Below are 17,792 nucleotides of genomic sequence, written 5' to 3'. Positions count from 1 at the left end.
TTGGGCGGAAGCTTGCGTGCATCGGTGGTTTGCATGGATCCGAATGTACACAATTCTTCCACGAATGTTAACTATTTTATGCTCGGATTAATAACTCTTTGAATCAGTGTTTGAATTTGCCCCGACTACATTCGCTGCAGGCTCCTCGCGTCGATAATTGTTACAGTCGTTTCCATGATGAAATTTCAATATATTAAAGATCTGAAACTGTCTGAAATCTCTCATCGATGGGGCTCGGCTTCGATCACGATCGTCGCGCTGTTCGCTTGTGTGGCAGTTAATGTTGATAAATTTGCTTTGATTACAATACGTTAAGTTTGTTTGGGGGCAGGCGGTCCAGAATTGGAGTTTTTCTGCTTGTAGCGGGCGTCGCAAGTTCGCTGAGAAGGATCGCAAGGCTGAGTCGCGGCTTGCCTGGGCTTTGGCTGCGGATGTCTTATCTTTTTTTGCGAGCCCAAGGGCGCGGGGTTTCATGATCGAAAATACGGCGGGGCCGCTCAAGGCCGTTCATCAGGCATATGGGCACTACGGCGGAGTCTGACCATGGGCATGACCATCGACATCCTTGGCACCGAATCCCTTGGGGTTCGCGGACTGTGTTGCCTGGCCAAAACGTCGGAGCGGCGCATCGTCATCGATCCCGGCATAGCCCTCGGCTATGTTCGCCACGGCCTGCTGCCTCATCCCATGCAGATCGCCATGGGAATCATGGTCAGAAGGCGGATCCTGGCTGCGCTCAAAACGGCGACGGACGTTGTCTTCAGCCATTTTCACGGCGACCATATCCCCTTGGCAAACGCCAATCCCTACCAGCTGGATATCCGCCATCTGCCACCGGGCACAGGCTCGCGGCGCTGCTGGTGTCCATCCGCGACCTCGCTTTTGCCCGGCATGCGCAATCGTTTCGACAATCTCATGCGCGTATTCGGTCTGAAACTGCGCGTTGCGCAAGGCTTGGACCTCGGGGAAATCTCCTTTTCGCCCCTTTATCCCCACGGCGCTTGCGAAAGTCGTGGAGGCAAGGTCATGATGACCAAGGTCACGGATCACGGCCATGTTTTCGTGCATGCCTCCGACATTCAGCTCCTGGACGATCGCGCCGTGGACCACATCATCGAGTGGCGGCCGACAACCGTGTTCGCCGCTGGTCCGCCCCTGTATCGCGCCCAGCTGGGCGCGGCGGAGCGCGAGCAGGCTTGGCGCAATGCCGTTCGCCTAGTCGAAAACGTCAGGAACGTCATCCTTGACCATCATTTGCTGCGCTGCGTGGAAGGTCTGGAGTGGCTGAAGGCTCTGTCGGAACATGCGGGAAGACGCGTGTACTGCGCCGCCGAATGGATGGGACGTCCCGTGCGGCTGCTTGAGGCCAGGCGAGTGGAGCTTTACGAGGAAATGCCTGTTCCGGCGGAATGGCACACTCGGTATGCAAGCGCAGAGACGGACGTGCGTGCGTACTTTGACTTTGAGCGGCTGTCCGGCGATCGCGTCCGTCGCTCTCGAAATGAAGGCTTTGCAACGGTAAATACCCGGCCGGGTTTTCAGGGCGAATAGCGACACTTGAGGACAGCGGGACCGGATTCCGCTCCGATGCTTTTGTCCTATTTCAGCTTCGTAAGTGTAGATACGTAGTGAATGCGATGTGGTATTTATTTTTATAAGTACTTGCGTATTTTTTTGCCTTCTTACTTATATATATTTATAACAGTTTTTACCTATAACTGATGGTAAAACAGAGTAAAAATGATAGTCATTTGGGAAATTAATGGAGGATTTTCTCATGACTATTTATGCGTGTCCAAAATGCGGGTTGTACTTTGCAGATGACAGCAAGGGGATGTGTGCCGTCTGTATCAAGGAGAGACGACTGCGGCGTTTCGTGGCCGCCTTTCTGGTTACTCCGGTTTGTGTCGCCGTGGCCGTTATCGCCTTGGGCCTGCCTTTGTGATTTTGGGAAGATGAGCCTTTGGTCCTCTTGGATGGACTGACATAATTCCGTCCAAACAGGCGCTTGCCTGCGACCGAAGGCTCATTTTTTCTGCCGGTGAATCCCGGGGCAACCAAGCCGGCAGGGAGCCTGCTTTGACGGACCGAGAAAGAGTGGTCCCGCTCGATACTACGTACTACCTAGTGTTCTTGTTAAATTTTTCTTTTATTTCGATATGCTACATCTTTTTCCGGTTATTGTTTGAGTAGTACGCCGTTTGGCGCTCAGGTGACAGTCTTCTGAAAAATAAAATACAATTATTTCAGTATGATTTTCGATTGATGGGTTAGATACCCAAGGTGTTGAATGCCCATAATACGTACAGATACGTATTATGGGCATTCATATTTTAATATTGTTATGCATTACATTCGCGGAATGCGATCGGTAGAAGTATGGGCATAAGATTACTTTGGCGTAAGAGTAAAATATTAGGGAACAAATAATGAGCAAAATCAGGTGAACGAATCATGCAGACAACGGAGGAAAGCATGGAACCCTCGCGAAATTGGTCCGCCATGGTGAAGCAGTGGGATGCAAAAATCACGAGCACAACGCCTCGAACAGTTCCCCCGATCTCCATTCGCGAGATGGCGCTGGACGACCTGGCCCAAGTCTATCACCTGGGCGAGCGACTCTTCACCAAGGAGCTCTATCCTTTCCTGTACAGCAGCTGGGACAAGCGGGAGGTGGTCGGGCACTTCAACACCGAACCAGGGCTCAGTCTCGTGGCCGATGTGGACGGCGAGCTGGCCGGGTTCATCATCGGCTCCCTCATTACCAAGACATCACGTATCTACGGCTATATTATCTGGCTGGGTGTGGACAGCAGGTTTCAGTCGCTCGGCGTGGCCCATGAGCTCTACGGCAGAGTGGCCCTGCGCATGGCCGAGTCCGGGGCGCACCAGATTGTCGTGGATACGGACGCCAGCAACACCGGCGCCATCCGGTTCTTTTCCAAGAAGGGCTTCAGGGATGAGCGGGAGCATGTGGTCCTGACCTTGAGTCTGGGCGCTGCCAAGAATGCCGCTGCGGGTAAAGGCGACAAGGACTGCCCCGAATGCGAACCGCGCTCCAAGGCCGCCGGGCGATCATGGAAGAATTTTTCCGCCGGACTGCGATCATGGAACAGGATTGCCACATTGACCAGCCAGGTTCATGGCGCTTTGTTCGGGCAGGATGACGCAACCTTGAATGCAGATTCAAGAAACATCAAATGAGATCGCTGTATATGCATCATGCTCAAGATGTACTCTTTGTAGCAGTTCGAAGATAAGGATAAACAGGGCCTGAGCGAAAGTTCGATGCAATCGTTCAACGGTAAGGGAGCATTATCTGGTTTGATGGTGCAGGAAGTGAAGCGGATCGTGAATATTTCATAAAATGGTTGTGCAACCGTAAACAGGAAGTGAGCTGAATCATGGGCACAAAAAATCACTCTGCCAGTAAAATCTGCATCCGTGAGATGGAGCTGGACGATCTGGCCGAGGTCTATCACATGGGCGAGCGTCTTTTCACAAAAGAGCTCTACCCCTTCCTGTACAGTACCTGGGACAAGCGGGAGGTGGTCGGACACTTCAGCACGGAACCCGAACTCAGCCTCGTGGCCCATGCGGGCGACACCCTGGCCGGATTCATCATCGGCACCCTCACCTGCAAGGATTCATGGGCGTACGGCTATATTGTCTGGGTGGGAGTGGAAAGGGAATTTCAGTCCATGGGCGTGGCCCACAAACTCTACGATGAGTTGCAAGAGCGCATGGTCAACGCCGGAGCCTGCCAGTTCGTCGTGGATACGGATGCCGGCAATGCGGCGGCCATCAGGTTCTTCGCCAAGAAGGGCTTCGAGGATGAGCGAGAACACGTTGTTCTCACCCTGGATCTGACACGCTCTGATTCAAGCGGGGAGTGCGTCCTGGAAAGATTGCCCCACGCCTGCTGTGAATACGTTCCCCGCCCGCAAGCCGCCATGCAAGTTCGGAACAGATTTGTCTTGGGAGTCCCGGTACTGGAGGCGGATTTTTCCAGGATGCGGCTCAAGGCGCCGCTTTTGAAAAAAGTTGATTGGTGTAACCTGTTTATTGCAGAGGTTTTGTCTGGAATTTCCGTCAAGCCTTATGCGCAGTTCAGGAGAGGAGCATGACGCAATTCATCTTGGTCGTAGGCGCCGTGATCATCTGTCTGTTCATCCAGGCTATCGACGATTTCTTGAGTCATTTCGGTGTGGTTTCGGCGTTGCATGGCGGGTTGCTCGGGTATGGGCAGATCTACGTCGCCAGGGATCTGCTGGAATGGGGTGGGGGCAGCCTGGAATGGCTGGTCGTCATACTCATCACCGTTGGGGTCATTGCAGTGGCCATATACAAGAGTCGCTACACGTGGACGACCTGGATCAGCGCCTTCAATTTCGGCATTTTCGCCGGGATCATGTACGGCGGTTTCAGCCTGATTTGACTCCCAGCGGTTGCGTCGCACGCCGTCCGTCAATGTATGGCGGCATGGCGCCGGATTGGATGTCCCGGCGCCATGTGCCTTTTTATTCCGGCTTGATGCCCGTGCCTTTCCCCGGCACGATCTTGACGAAGCGCCCCTGGGCCTCGTCCGCCAATCCCTGCACGATCACCGCCTCCTCCTTCTGGAAGCTCTGCTCCAGGGTGCTCACATATTTGCCCAGCAATTCCCGCACCTGCACGATGTCGTCTTCGTCCAGGTTTTTGATGACCACGTGCGATCCGCTCGAAAAGCGGCGCTGCAGATTTTCGCGTCCGAAGTTCCATTCCGGGTAGAGGCACTGGTAGATGACGCCGCCGGTCATGCCTGCGCACATCCATGGGCCCGGATCGCCCAGGACCACGGCGCGGCCGCCGGTCATGTATTCGAAGGCAAAGCCCTTCAGGTGCGCTCTTGAGGCGATGTTCCCGAGTTCGTCGCGCACGGACGCGGTGATGCGTCCTCCGAAGATGGCGTCGGCTCCGGACATGCGCACGCAGGCGCGCGAGTCGGCCTGGTTCTGGACCATGATCGTGCCGGAAAGCGCGCCGTAGGCCAGGGACTTGCCTACGGATCCGTCCACGCGCTGGCCGAGGATGTTCACGCCTTTGAGGATGCAGACCTCTCCGCCGCGCGCCCCCTTGGCAATGCCGTCCTGGCCGCCGCCCTCGACCACGGTGCCGATCCCGTCGATATTGAAGGCGCACAGGCCGTTGCCGGGAACCGAGGAGGTCAGGAGCAGCTCCACCTTGCCCCGGTCGCCCGCCGCGCGCTCCCGCACCATGGCTCCCGCAAGATAGGTGCCCACGGCGCGGTCCACGGAGCGCACGTTCTCTTCCTTGTACTGCACGAATCCGCACTCCTGGCCGAGGGTCGAGAGGGCCATGTCGGAGATGAGCCGGGTCAGGTTGTCCAGCGGCCTGCGCACGATGCGCGGCACCGGGCAGTATGATTTCACGGAGTCCATGGGCGCGGGCACGAGGAGGTCGGTCAGGTCGACCTGATCACGGCCCCTGGCCTGGACCAGAAGGTCCGTGCGTCCGACCAGGTCGGCCAGTCTCCTTTCGCCGAGTCCGGCCAGGATGTGACGGATCTGGTCGCCGAAAGCGCGCAGCAGGCGGGCCAGGTTCTCGGCCTCGACCTCGCTCTGCAGGGGCTTGAAGAGCTTCACGCCGCGAGCCTTGGCCTCTTCCACGGTACGGATCTGGGTGGAGATTCCGCGCGGGCAGGTGTCCAGGTGGCATTGCTCGCAGCTGATGCAGCCCACGCCCATGAGCGCGACCGTGCCCACCCCGACCCGGTCCGCGCCTAGACAGATGAGCTTGACCACGTCCGCCCCGGAACGCACGCCGCCGTCGCACCACAGCTCGACCTGATGCCGAAGTCCCGCCTCGACCAGCCCCCGGTGGGCCTGGGTGACGCCGATCTCCACGGGCAGGCCGACATATTTCTTGGCGTGTTCGCGTGCCGCCCCCGTGCCGCCCTCGAAGCCGCTGATGTTGACGATGTGCGCCCCGGCCTTGGCCACGCCCACTGCGATGGTGGCCACGCCGCTGGTGACCGGGATCTTGACGGATATGCGCGCCTCGGGGTTTGCGGTCTTGAGTTCGGTGATGATCTGGCAGAGATCTTCGATGGAGTAGATGTCGTGATGGTTGGAGGGCGAAATGAGTGCGATGCCGGGCTTGCAGTGCCGGGCCTGGGCCACCATCTCGGTCACCTTGGAGCCGGGCAGGTGTCCGCCCTCGCCGGGCTTGGCGCCCTGTCCGACCTTGATTTCGAGGTAGCGGGCGGAGTTCAGAAGTTCCATGGACACGCCAAAGCGTCCCGAGGCAACCTGCTGGCCGCGATTTTCCCGATATTTGCCGAGCATGTCCGGGATTTCGCCGCCCTCGCCGTTCATGCACACGATGTTCGTCTTGCGCGCGGCCTCGGCATAGGCCCGAAAGGAGCTTTCCCCCTGGGAGCCGAAGGACATGGCGCAGATCAGAATCGGCATGGAGTGCCGGCCGATGGAGATGTCCACGTTCTCAAGAGGCAGGGGCGCGGTGTCGCGGGTGGCGATGTCCAGCAGATGCCGCAGTCCGACGGGGTTGTCCCGGTCAACCTCGTCCAGGGCCTCGGCCATTTGCAGGTAGCCTGTCTTGCCCACGGCCACGGAGCGCAGGATTTTTCCGGTCCTGGCGTTGCGTTTGGGGTCGCCGGCGAGCTTGCGTTCAAGGCCCTGGCGGACCAGTTCCGCGCGTTTGCGGCCCTGCGCTTCAAGCTCTGTGTAGCCAAGACCCGCGGATGCGGAAGAGCAGAAATTGGCGCATCCGAAAACTTCCTCAAGCTCCCGTTTGAGGCCGATGGAGGAGAAGATCCGGCCATACCCGCACAGCTCGTGGATGCCCATGGTGGACATGATCTTTTCCACGCCCGTCTGCAGCGCGGTCAGGGTGTGGGAGAGGGTGCGCTGGAGACCTTCGGCGCTCTCGGCCTGGGCGTAGGCCTGTTTCCAGAGCATGTAGGGGTTCACGGCGGCGGCGCCGAGACCGAGCATGAACATGATGTCGTGCAGGTTGCGGATGGCTCCGCTGCGCACGATGAGCGAGGGCAGGCGGGGGATGCGGCCCGTTTCGGCGGCGCGGTGCAGCCGGGCCACGGTCAGGCCCGGATCGATGTAGACCCGTCCGTCCACAAAGCTCGCGCTGTCGTCCAGAACGAGGATGGCGGCTCCGCGCCCGACGGCCTGGGAGGCTTCGTCCTCAAGCTCGTCCAGCCGCCCGGCCAGTCCCTGGTCCGGGACATAGGTGGCGTCGAGGATGGCCATGCGCGAGGGGTCGCGTTGCTGGGCGGTGAAGAAATCCAGGACCTGCTCCAGGGTGTGCGTGCCGTGCTCCCGGCATACGGACAGGATATCGAGGGAGGACAGGGCCGGGCTGAACTCGCCGCCGAGCAGGATGGGGGTCCTCAGGCGCAGGCCAACGGGCGGGCGATCCGGGTTGTCCGGGCGGTCGCCGAGGATGACGGCCGTGGAGAAATGCTCGGCCTCGCGCTCGCGGTCGATGGCCGGGTTGGTGACCACGGCCACGTTCTCCTTGAAATAGTCGCTCACGTTGGACAGGCTCTTGTCGTCCATGCAGGACAGCGGGCCCTGATGACCCATGGAGCCGATGGGCCCCTTGCCTGTGGCCGCGACGTGTTTGCGCATGTTCTGGTCGTACTTGTGCCAGCCGAAAGCCGCCAGCAGGGCCGAGACGGCCGGGCACGCCCCGTCGTCGAACACGGGCCGGTCCAGGAAGAAGCGGCGCAGCTCGTGGCAGGCCCCTTCCGGGCAGTTCAGGATGGATTCGGGGATCTTGCCGTGCAGGTTGTCGGCCAGCGGGGTCAGGCGTCCCTGCTCGAACAGGCGCTTCAGGCGCTCCTGCAGGGCGCAATAGTCAAGCACCTCGCCGCGCTTGCCCGCGCCGGAAATGATGGCGATTTTCTCGCCCGGAGCCAGCGGGCGCGGATCGTGGATGGTGCTCTGCAGATCGACCACACCCTTCTCCGAGGACAGGAAATAGTCGTAGTCGCTCTCCCCGAACCAGAGCGGGCGAAGGCCCAGGGCGTCGACGCTGCCCATGCACATGTCCCCGAACCTCGAAACCACGGCCGCCGGGCCCTGGGCGGAAGGGGCGAAGAACCAGCGGTAGAAGCCGTACATGCGGCGCAGATCGGCGGGCATGCGCTCGACTTCGGTATGGATGGCCGGGAAGACCATCTCCAGCGCTTCCATGAATTCAAAGCCGTGCACATGAATGAGCCCTTCGAGGATGCGGTTCAGGTCCTGGGAGTCGCTGCCTCCGGGCGTGGGCATGATGCCGAGCGCGCGGGCCGAGCTGCGCAGCTTCTCGATGGTGTTGATCTCCCCGTTGTGCCCCAGCAGCGAGAAGGGCTGGGCGCGGTGGGCCGTGGGCAGGGTGTTGGTGGAGTAGCGGCTGTGGCCGAGGGTGATCAGGGCCTTGCTGTCCGGGTTCTGCAGGTCCGGGTAGACCCGGATCAGAAGATCGGGAGTGCCGCGCAGTTTGTAGATGACGCTGTCGAGGCTGAGCGAGCAGACGTGCGCTTCGGGCAGGTCGCGTTCCAGTTCCATCTGGATGTTGAAGAGGCGCTTGCCGCCTTCCTGTCGGGTGTCGTCGCGGACCAGGCCGCAGATCTGCAGGAAAAGGGGCGCTTCGGTCCGGGCCATGGGCCCGAGCTCGGAGGGGTGCATCTGGTCGTCCACCTCCAGGAGAGTTTCCGCGCCGGATGCGGTCAGGATGGCCCGCAGCCGCTCCTTGAGTTCCCCGGTTTGCGCCGGCGCATCCATGGGCAGGAAAAAGTGGCCGACGAAAAAGCCCCGGCTTTCGCTCAGGTGGCGGCTCAGTCCCGCATCTTCCAGCCGTTGCCCCCAGATGGAGCGTGGAATGTCGGTCAGGATGCCGCAGCCGTCGCCTTCGCTGTTGATGTCGCCGGAGCGGTGAGCCATTTTTTTCAAGGCGTCGATGGTCTTGACGATATTGGCGTGGGTGGCGCGACCGCGCTTGTCCACGAAGGCGATTATGGCGCAGGCGTCACGTTCTTCCACGAGCAGGTGTGGTCTATTCATTACGGATCTCCCGGGATTGACAAGGCAAGGATAAATCCCCATAGCCTGAAGTGGTATTGGGGGCCATTTCAATAAATATTTCACAAAGCTTTGTGAAGCTCTTTACCGCATGGCCGGTTTTGTCTATCTAATGAGCCATACCAATGCGAGGTGACGTTTATGGTAGCGGACAACGCCGAGATTCAAGTTGAAAAAGCCGATCTCATCGAACGCCTGAAGGCCGAAATGGGCTACTCCGAGGAGGAGGCCGAACGGGTCGTGGACGCCATGATGGAGAGCATCACCGAGTCCTTGAGCAAGGGGGACAAGATCAACCTGCCTGGCATCGGGACCATGGCCGTGGTCGAGCGCGCCCCGCGCAAGGGCGAGGATCCGCATCCGGGAAAAGACATCAAATTTTCTCCCGGCAAGCGCCTGAAAGATGCTCTCACTTCTCTTGATTTTATAACCAAGGGATTGGAGTAAAAACAATTTTTTCAAGCACCCGTCCGGCCTCAGGGCCGGATTTTTTTTGCCTGGACTTACCCCGCGTCCTGGTTCATTTTCGCGCCGTCAGTCCTTTTCAGGAGGCTTTATGAAGATCGCAAATTCCATGACCGACCTGGTCGGCAATACCCCCCTGGTTCGCCTGAACCGCATGGCCACCGGCTGTCTGGCCGATGTTGTGGTCAAGCTCGAATTTTTCAACCCCCTGTCCTCGATCAAGGACCGCATCGCGCTGAGTATGATCGACGAGGCCGAACGCAGCGGCAGGCTTCGTCCCGGTTCGGTCATTGTCGAGCCCACCAGCGGCAACACCGGCGTGGGTCTGGCCTTTGTCTGCGCCGTGCGCGGCTATCATCTCATTTTGACCATGCCCGAGTCCATGAGCGTTGAGCGACGCATGCTCCTTGCCGCCATGGGCGCGGAGCTCGTGCTCACGCCTGCGTCGGCGGGCATGGCCGGAGCCGTGGCCGAGGCGGAAAAGATCCTGGCGTCCCTTGAGGACGGGTTCATGCCCGGGCAGTTCGTCAACCCGGCCAATCCGGCCGCGCACGAACGCACCACGGCCGAAGAGCTCTGGCACGACACCGACGGCCGCATCGACGTATTGGTGGCCGGGGTGGGCACGGGCGGGACCATCACCGGGGTTGGCCGCACCCTGAAGCGCCGCAAGCAGGGTTTCATGGCCGTGGCCGTGGAGCCGGCAGCCTCTCCGCTCCTTGGCGGCGGGAAGGCCGGACCGCACAAGATCCAGGGCATCGGCGCCAATTTCATTCCCGAAGTGCTTGATCGCGGCACCATTGACCGCATAGTCGCCGTTTCCAACGAGGACGCCATGATCATGGCCCGCCGCCTTGCCCGCGAAGAGGGAATCCTGTGCGGGATTTCTTCGGGAGCCAATGTCTGGGCTGCCTTGCAGCTTGCCCGGGAACCGGAAATGGAAGGCAAGCTCATCGTCGCCATCATCTGCGACACAGGCGAGCGCTATCTGTCCACTGAACTTTTTGCATCCAAGAGCTGAGCATGGCCAAATATTTGAAGATCGACAATGTCCTGAGCGGGGTGGTGGAAAGCCTGTGCGCCCCGGAATCCTACAGAGGCGTCTACCACCAGCCGTCTTTTGGTTCGCCCATGCCTTCGGTGGAGCTCCTTTCGGAGATCGTGGAACGGCTGCGCTCCGTGCTTTTTCCGGGTTTTTTCAAGGAATCCTTCATCACGCCCCAGAACATGGCCTATTTCGTGGGCTCGAAGCTTGAGAAGGTGCGCCGCGAACTGACCCAGCAGGTGGAGCGCGGTTTTTGCTTCGCCTGCGAGAAGGACGAGAACTCATGTTCCGTGGAATGCGAGGTGAGGGCCGAAAATCTTTCCAATGAATTCCTGAAGACCCTGCCGCGCATCCGACACATGCTGGCCACGGACGTGCAGGCCGCCTTTGCCGGCGATCCGGCGGCCAAGAATCCGGGTGAGACCATTTTCTGCTATCCGTCCATCAGGGCCGTGACCAACTACCGCATCGCCCACGAGCTCTATCTTCTGGGCGTGCCGCTCATCCCGCGCATCATCACCGAGATGGCCCATTCGGCCACCGGCATCGACATCCATCCCGGCGCGACCATCGGCGAGTCCTTCTTCATCGATCACGGCACGGGCACGGTCATCGGCGAGACCTGCATCATCGGTCGGAACGTGCGCCTCTACCAGGGCGTGACCCTGGGCGCCAAGAGCTTCCCCAAGGGCGAGAACGGACATCTGGTCAAGGGCATCGCCCGTCATCCCATCGTCGAGGACAACGCGACCATCTATTCCGGCGCGACCATTCTCGGGCGCATCACCATCGGAGAGGGCGCGGTCATCGGCGGCAATGTCTGGGTCGTGGACGACGTGGCTCCCGGGAGCAGGGTTTATCGCAACCTCTAGAACCGGCTGCTTTCCAATTTTAAAAACCGCACTCGCAAGAGATTGCGGTTTTTTTTTGCGCCGGTCGGAACGCTCCTGCTTGTGGACGGCTGCGCGAGGGCATAAAAGGGGAGTTCTGGAGGCGACATGATATATTCCTTTTCCACCGCGCGCGTGGTTTTCGGCATTGGTTCAAGGGCGGGCGTAGCCACGCACGCCTCCCACATGGGCAGACGCTGCCTGCTTGTGACCGGGAGCCGCCCCGAGCGCTATGACTGGCTGCTTGAGGATTTGAAGGCCGTCATGGATGACGTGCTCTGTGTTGCCGTCGGCGGCGAGCCCGAAACCGGGTTTATCTCCGCGCAGGCCGAATCCGCGCGGCGGGCGCGTTGCGATGTGGTCGTGGCCGTCGGGGGCGGGAGCGTCATCGACGCGGGCAAGGCCCTGGCCGCCCTGGCCGCCAATACGGGCGACCTGTTCGATTACCTGGAGGTGGTCGGACGCGGCGCGCCCCTTGAGCATGAGCCCCTGCCCATGGTCGCGGTGCCGACCACGGCCGGGACCGGGTCCGAGGTCACGGCCAACGCCGTGCTCCTTTCCCCCGCGCACGGGGTCAAGGCCAGTCTGCGCGCGTCGGATCTGATCCCTACCCTGGCCGTCGTCGATCCCGAGCTGGCCGTGTCCCTGCCCCCCGCGCAGACCGCCGCCTCCGGCATGGACGCCCTGACCCAGCTCATGGAGTGCTTCGTGTCCCATGCGGCCAGTCCGTTGACCGATCCGCTCTGTCGCGACGGTCTGACGCGGGCGGCGCGTTCGCTGCGCGTCGCGGTGCAGGACGGGGCAAACATGCGCGCGCGTTCGGACATGGCCCTGGCCAGCCTGTTTTCTGGCATGGCCCTGGCCAACGCCAAGCTCGGAGCAGTGCACGGCTTCGCCGCTCCCCTGGGAGGCATGCTCGGCGCGGCGCATGGCGAGATCTGCGCGGCCCTGCTGCCCCATGTCATGGAGGCCAATATCCGTGTTTTGCGTCACGTGGCCCCGGAACATCCGGCGCTTGCCAGATACGACGAGGTCGGAAGGCTGCTGACCGGTACTCAGGACGCCCGGGCCGAGGACGGACTGGAATTCGTGCGGGCGCTTTGCTCCGAGCTTGGCATCCGGGGGCTCGGGGCGCTGGGGCTGACCGGGGAGGTCATGGAGGAGGCGGTCGAAAAGGCTGCTCGGGCATCGAGCATGCACGGAAATCCGATCGTGCTGGACAAGGGCGAACTGCTGGCCATCCTGCGCCGGGCCATGGACAGTGGCTCCTCCACGCAGTGACGGAGCAGGGCACTGCGCGCGCCGGTTCGTGAACGTGCGCCCGGGCCGTTTTTCTAGGAGGCCGGGTACTGCTCCATGAAGTTCTTCTCCGCCTGCGCCGTTCCGATCAGGATGAGCTCGTCATCCTTGGACACGATGGTATCCGGCTCGGGATTCAGGAGCATTTCCTCGCCCCGCTTGATGGCGATGATGCTGCACCCGGTGGACTGGCGGATCTTCTGTTCGCGCAGGGGCTTGCCCACGATGGCCGGGCTCGGTTCCGAGCGGAAGATGTTCAGCCCTTCGGAGAGCATGAGCAGTTTGTGCGGATTGAGCAGGTTCAGGATGGTGGTCGAGAACAGGGATGAAAAGGACATGACCAGATTGGCCCCGGCGCGGTGCAGGGTGTTGATGTTGCGGTCCAGACTGGCCCGGCTGATGATCTGGACGTCGGGCCGCAGGCGGCGGCAGTAGATGGTCAGGAAGATGTTCAGGTCATCGTCGTGGGTGGTGATGATGATGGACGGCGTCTCGTTGATTCCGGCCAGGACAAGGATGTCCAGATCGGCCGCGCTGCCCTGGATGATTCTCGAATCCTCCGTGTTCCTGAGTGTCTTCTTTTCAACCACGCGATAGTCGACGCCCCTTTCGGTCAAGGTCCTGGCCACGGACATGCCGACCCTGCCCCCACCCAGAACCACCACCGGCCCGCTGTGTTCCTTGCTGAGCTTTGTCGCGCCCATGAGCGCGTCATAGGTGTCGAGCTGCGCCTCGGAACCCGCCAGAACCAGCACCGTGGAAGCGCCGATCATGGTCATGGGGTCGGGCAGCTGAAAGCGGCCTTGCTCCCAGATGCCGACCACGTTTACGCCGGTCAGTTCGCGTAGCCTGCTTTCGGCCAGGGTACGTCCCTGGAGGGCGGAATGCATGGCGGGCGCCTCGGCGATGAGCAGTTCATCGAAATTGCCGATGATGTTGGCCTTCATGCTGACCCCCATGACCCGCCGCGCCAGTACCTGTCCCAGCATCTTGGTGAACTGGTAGGTGTGCGTGCTGCCCGCGAGGTCCAGGATATCCACGGAGTCCTCCTGATCGGCGTTGGTGATGACGGGGATCTTGTCCGCGACCTCGCGGATGGTGAAGATGATGTTGGTGCTGGCCACGTCATCGTTCATGACCACGACCATGGCCGCTTCGCGCACACGCAGCCGCAGATATGTTTCCGGGTCGTCAAGTTCGCCGAGGACCACGTTCAGGCCCGTCTCATGCAGATTGAGGGCCTCCTGCAGGTCCGAAACCAGGATCACGCTCCGGATGCCGTACTGGTTGAGCTTTTCCACCAGATTGAGGGTGACCGCGTCGCAGAAGGTCAGGATGACGTGGTTCGACATGGTCTCGGGAACCTTGCGCGGGGCCCTGGCCTTGTTCTGTTCTTCAAGCCAGGGCGCGTAGAAAAACTGGATGAAGGTGAAGGGCAGGACGATGAGCATGAACACGACGCCGCTCAGCATCACGAAAATGGAGAAGAGGCGCCCAGGATCCGAGGTGAAGGTGATATCTCCGAAGCCCAGGGTGCTCATGACCGTCAGGGTCCAGTACAGACCGGTGATCCAGGAGTGTGTCTGACCTTCGTAGGCCATCAGGAAGTGGAACAGAACGGTGAAGGCGGCAAAGAAGCTGAGCAGGATGAACAGAAAACGGATCATCAGTCGCGTATTGGCCTTTTGTTGGCCGCTTTTGACCAGGGCCGCCATTTGAGAAACGAGAAATTTCATTGCTGCGCTCACTGTTTTTCGGTGGGATTATAGGACCCTAGCTTAACGGGCAGGGGGGATCAAGGCGACTTCAGGAGCCTGGCGAAGTGGATTGGGGTGGGCCGGAGATGAAAGTTGCAAAAAGGCGGCGGGGTTTTGGACATTGTGCCCAGGACCCCGCCGCCTTATCGAGTTGTTCAGGGGACGCTCACTGTTTCGGGCCGAAAATGACCTCCGGCTTGGTGGTGTCGCCGTTGGCGTTGGGGAAATCCTTGAAGATCTCGGCCTTCTGGTTGGTGGCGATGAGGTGGCGCGCTTCGGCCATGAAATTGTTGAAGCGGTGCTTGCACTCGTAGAAGCCGTGCCACCACGTGTAGTCCGGAGCCATCATGGCCGTGCCCATGCGGGCCCGACGTCCTTCGTGGTGCCAGAGTTCGTAGAATTCGACCTCCAGCTTTTCGTCGAAGAACCGGGTTTTATCCAGAAGACCCTTCTCGTAAAGTTGGTCGAGCATGGCCTTGGCGGGCTTGAAATAGACCTCGTTGTATTCGGTCACGGAGTTGTCCGTCTTGACGTAATGGGCGTCAACCCAGCTTCTTGCGTGACACTGCACGCAGATCGTCTTCATCTTCTCCTGTTCGTCCTGCCAGCTGGTCTGGGCCGGGAAAGGTGCGAAATCCTGCGGCCGGACGGTCAGCGGGGCTTGCAGTTCCCAGCCCAGGCGCTCCGTCACGTCATGGGTGCCGATGACGGCTCCCGAGCCGGACATGTGGCAGCCAGCGCAGCTCGGCGTGCGGTAGTCCACGCCTGCCGTCCAGGTTCCGGGCGCGGAATCCCAGCGATATTCATGCTTGTTGGCTTCCGTGATGGCTCCGTGCTTGGACTCGGTGTAGATTTCGATCTGCGGGTGGTCCGGACCAAGATGGCACTGGCCGCAGGCTTCGGGCTTGCGGGCTTCGGCCACGGAAAAGCGGTGCCGGGTGTGGCAGGATGTGCAGCTTCCGAGCGAGCCGTCCAGATTCGCCCGTCCGACGCCGACGTTGGGCCAGGTCGAGGCGTCGAGATTGCCGTCCTTGTCCTTTTTGAGCACCGTGCCGTGGCAGTAGTAGCATCCGGCGGTGCGCTCCCAGTCGCTGTTCATGCCGTTGTTGAGCCAGGGATCGATCTTCCACATGATCTCGATGGTGTTGGCGTGCTTGCTCTTGGCGTACTGCTTGACCTCGTCCGGATGGCAGCGCGAGCAGTCCTTGGGCGTGACGGCTGCGGCGATGGGCATGCGGTACTCCTGCTTGCCCCATTTGTTGTCCGTCCGCTGATACTGCTTGTAGTGGGGTTCGGACACATCGGCGTCATGCGCCTCGGCCTGATGGCAGTCCAGGCAGCCGATATTGGCGCTTGCGTGTCTGCTGTTCGCCCAGTCCGCGAACAGGCCGGGAGTTTCGGCTTTGTGACATTCAATGCAGGCCCTGGCCTGTTCGGACATGCCCCGCTCGATGCGGAACTCCTTGACCTTGTTCATGTCCGCTCCTGCCCATGCGCCAAGGCCGAGGATGAGCAGGGTGGAGATGATGAAAAAAGCGTAACGGTGTTTCATTCGTTTCCTCCTTGAGGTGGACTCCCCGAAATGATTATTTTTTCGCAAGCAAATCCAGGTTGTTGTAGTCATAATATGTGCGATCGTTGTGCACGAGGTCGTAGTGGCATTCGACGCAGCGCTTTTCCATTCCAGGCATCGGATGCAGAACCTGCTTGTGTGCGAGCATGGCGCCGCGCTTGTAGGGAATGTTTTCGATATTGCGGTGGCATTTGAGACACTGGTCGTTTTTGAAGGACGCGTAAGCATTTCTGCGATTCTTGGCATGATCGTAATCGTCGGGGGAATCCATCATGAAGTGGGCGATCACGTCTTTGAGGCCGTGCATAGTTTTCATGTAGAAGAAGTTTGCCGTGTCATGCGGTGCAGGAAGATGACAGTCCATGCAATCGGCCACGAAACCCTGCATGTTGTTGACATGGGTCGATGTCTTCCAGGTGTTGTACGCCCACTGGATTTCATGACATGAAGCGCAGAACTGCGGCGTGCTGGTCCTGACCATCGTGTAATAGGTCATGCTGAAGAGTGGAAAAGCGATGACGATTCCAAAAACAATGAGAAGGGTCGGCTTCAGGAATTTTTTCATGGACTTCCCCTTTTGCATACCCGGCAAGAATCAAGTTTGGACGTTCAGTCTGTTTTTATCCTGATCTGGGGGCGAATGCGGCTGTACTTATGATTGTCTTTCCCGTTTTCCTGCGTTTTGATTTTTCTTCGAAATGTCCATTTCAAAAAAATGTCTTATTTTTTTGTACAATAGCCTACTTTATTTCAGATTTTCTTTTCTGGTTGTGTGCATTGTGCGTGCTTTATTTCAAGAGTTGAAATGTTATGATTTGCATTGCTGGGTCGAAGTTTGTTTTTTTGTTGATTGATTTTGTCAAGAATTAATCTATCATTCAAAGATTCCAAAAAAAATATTATTGAATTAAAAAATATTTAAATTTCAATACGATGAACTATAATTATGGATTTTTAAAAGAATCATATCAAATATAATATAAGAATCAAATGATTTTATAAATAAAATAATTGATGTTTTTACCGCAATTTCAAAAGAGCATTGGTATGTCTTTAAAATACGGAAGAGTGCGTGTGAGGAGGAGTCTTTTGGATTGGAGAGATTGCCAGGCGCAAGGAGCTTTCGACCGGAGCTTTGATGAAGAAGACTTTGCCGTTGCAGCGTTCGGTTTCGGAGTGCCGCCAAAAAGTCTTGTCTGTGAAGGTGGGGGAAGGCTGGGAGTGATTTAATAGTCTGTCATTTATGATTTTTTGACCACAAGGGGTCTTCGCCGAATTTTTCCAGCCACCATTCCTCATTGGAGAGATGGCGCCTGAGTTCCTGATCATCGAAGGAATATTCGTAGGCTTCGCAGTAGGCGCAAACCGTCCTGTAGGCTGACACGATTCTCTGGGTCATTTCACTGCATTTTTCTTTGCCTTCTGTGCACGTGTCGGGATGCCAGCGCTTGAGCAGGCTTATGTAGGAGGTTCTGATTTCCCCCAATGAGGCGCGATCGGGCAATTCCAGCACGGCTTTTGCCGCGATGAGTTCCTTGTAGGTGGCCATTTTGATTTTCCTGCTTGCTCCGAGCGGTCTGGGCGGTTTTGACCGTGAACATGCACAACGAGTATCCCCGGCGAATCCGCCTGTAAAGACGATCCGCCGGAGGCTGCGAC

Annotated in this window: 13 protein-coding genes; 8 read left to right on the top strand and 5 right to left on the bottom strand. The window is 59.0% G+C overall.

The genetic code is table 11. The features are described 5' to 3' along the window. Positions 1-543 precede the first annotated feature (543 nt). From H4684_RS12925 to H4684_RS12910, 4 genes are all read left to right on the top strand, one after another. On the top strand, positions 544-1,551 hold the full coding sequence (locus tag H4684_RS12925; protein WP_192624045.1) for an MBL fold metallo-hydrolase: 1,008 nt from the start codon (positions 544-546) through the stop codon (positions 1,549-1,551). Between the two features lie 924 nt (positions 1,552-2,475). Further along, positions 2,476-3,204: a GNAT family N-acetyltransferase gene (locus H4684_RS12920; RefSeq protein ID WP_225940415.1), complete on the top strand. Its 729-nt coding sequence runs from the start codon at positions 2,476-2,478 to the stop codon at positions 3,202-3,204. Positions 3,205-3,404: 200 nt separating this feature from the next. Further along, entirely contained in the window at positions 3,405-4,127 is a 723-nt protein-coding gene (locus H4684_RS12915) for a GNAT family N-acetyltransferase (protein WP_192624044.1), read from the top strand. Then, on the top strand, positions 4,124-4,438 hold the full coding sequence (locus H4684_RS12910) for a hypothetical protein (RefSeq protein WP_192624043.1): 315 nt from the start codon (positions 4,124-4,126) through the stop codon (positions 4,436-4,438). The genes H4684_RS12915 and H4684_RS12910 overlap by 4 nt, the downstream gene beginning before the upstream one ends. An 82-nt stretch (positions 4,439-4,520) precedes the next feature. Here the strand turns inward: H4684_RS12910 and H4684_RS12905 are convergent, their stop codons facing one another. Then, on the bottom strand, positions 4,521-9,086 hold the full coding sequence (locus H4684_RS12905) for a glutamate synthase-related protein (protein WP_192624042.1): 4,566 nt from the start codon (positions 9,084-9,086) through the stop codon (positions 4,521-4,523). Between the two features lie 159 nt (positions 9,087-9,245). Here H4684_RS12905 and H4684_RS12900 point away from each other — a divergent pair, with 159 nt between their 5' ends. The 4 genes from H4684_RS12900 to H4684_RS12885 all read left to right on the top strand — a co-directional run bounded on the left by H4684_RS12900 (position 9,246) and on the right by H4684_RS12885 (position 12,785). Beyond that, a complete protein-coding gene (locus tag H4684_RS12900) occupies positions 9,246-9,551 on the top strand; it encodes an HU family DNA-binding protein (RefSeq protein ID WP_092191213.1) in 306 nt (101 codons plus the stop codon). Between the two features lie 109 nt (positions 9,552-9,660). Then, a complete protein-coding gene (cysK, locus tag H4684_RS12895; protein ID WP_092191215.1) occupies positions 9,661-10,590 on the top strand; it encodes a cysteine synthase A in 930 nt (309 codons plus the stop codon). A 2-nt stretch (positions 10,591-10,592) separates the two neighbouring features. Next, a complete protein-coding gene (gene epsC, locus H4684_RS12890) occupies positions 10,593-11,486 on the top strand; it encodes a serine O-acetyltransferase EpsC (RefSeq protein ID WP_092191217.1) in 894 nt (297 codons plus the stop codon). A gap of 126 nt (positions 11,487-11,612) precedes the next feature. Further along, positions 11,613-12,785 carry an iron-containing alcohol dehydrogenase gene (locus tag H4684_RS12885; RefSeq protein ID WP_192624041.1) on the top strand — a complete coding sequence of 391 codons (1,173 nt, stop codon included), beginning with the start codon at positions 11,613-11,615 and terminating at the stop codon, positions 12,783-12,785. A 53-nt stretch (positions 12,786-12,838) separates the two neighbouring features. Here H4684_RS12885 and H4684_RS12880 read toward each other — a convergent pair whose 3' ends face one another. The 4 genes from H4684_RS12880 to H4684_RS12865 all read right to left on the bottom strand — a co-directional run bounded on the left by H4684_RS12880 (position 12,839) and on the right by H4684_RS12865 (position 17,682). Beyond that, complete coding sequence (locus H4684_RS12880) at positions 12,839-14,539, bottom strand: potassium channel family protein (RefSeq protein ID WP_192624040.1); 1,701 nt, start codon at positions 14,537-14,539, stop codon at positions 12,839-12,841. A 187-nt stretch (positions 14,540-14,726) separates the two neighbouring features. Further along, the gene (locus tag H4684_RS12875; RefSeq protein WP_192624039.1) at positions 14,727-16,112 is read right to left on the bottom strand and encodes a multiheme c-type cytochrome; all 1,386 of its coding nucleotides are present in this window, start codon (positions 16,110-16,112) and stop codon (positions 14,727-14,729) included. 34 nt (positions 16,113-16,146) lie between these two features. Further along, entirely contained in the window at positions 16,147-16,698 is a 552-nt protein-coding gene (locus H4684_RS12870) for a cytochrome c3 family protein (protein ID WP_192624038.1), read from the bottom strand. A 672-nt stretch (positions 16,699-17,370) separates the two neighbouring features. Further along, positions 17,371-17,682 carry a J domain-containing protein gene (locus H4684_RS12865; RefSeq protein ID WP_192624037.1) on the bottom strand — a complete coding sequence of 104 codons (312 nt, stop codon included), beginning with the start codon at positions 17,680-17,682 and terminating at the stop codon, positions 17,371-17,373. Positions 17,683-17,792: the final 110 nt, after the last annotated feature.

The organism is Desulfomicrobium macestii, assembly GCF_014873765.1.
Classification (GTDB): Bacteria; Desulfobacterota; Desulfovibrionia; order Desulfovibrionales; family Desulfomicrobiaceae; genus Desulfomicrobium; species Desulfomicrobium macestii.
The sequence above is the reverse complement of the archived record's forward strand: the minus strand, read 5'-3'. Positions and strand labels throughout refer to the sequence as shown.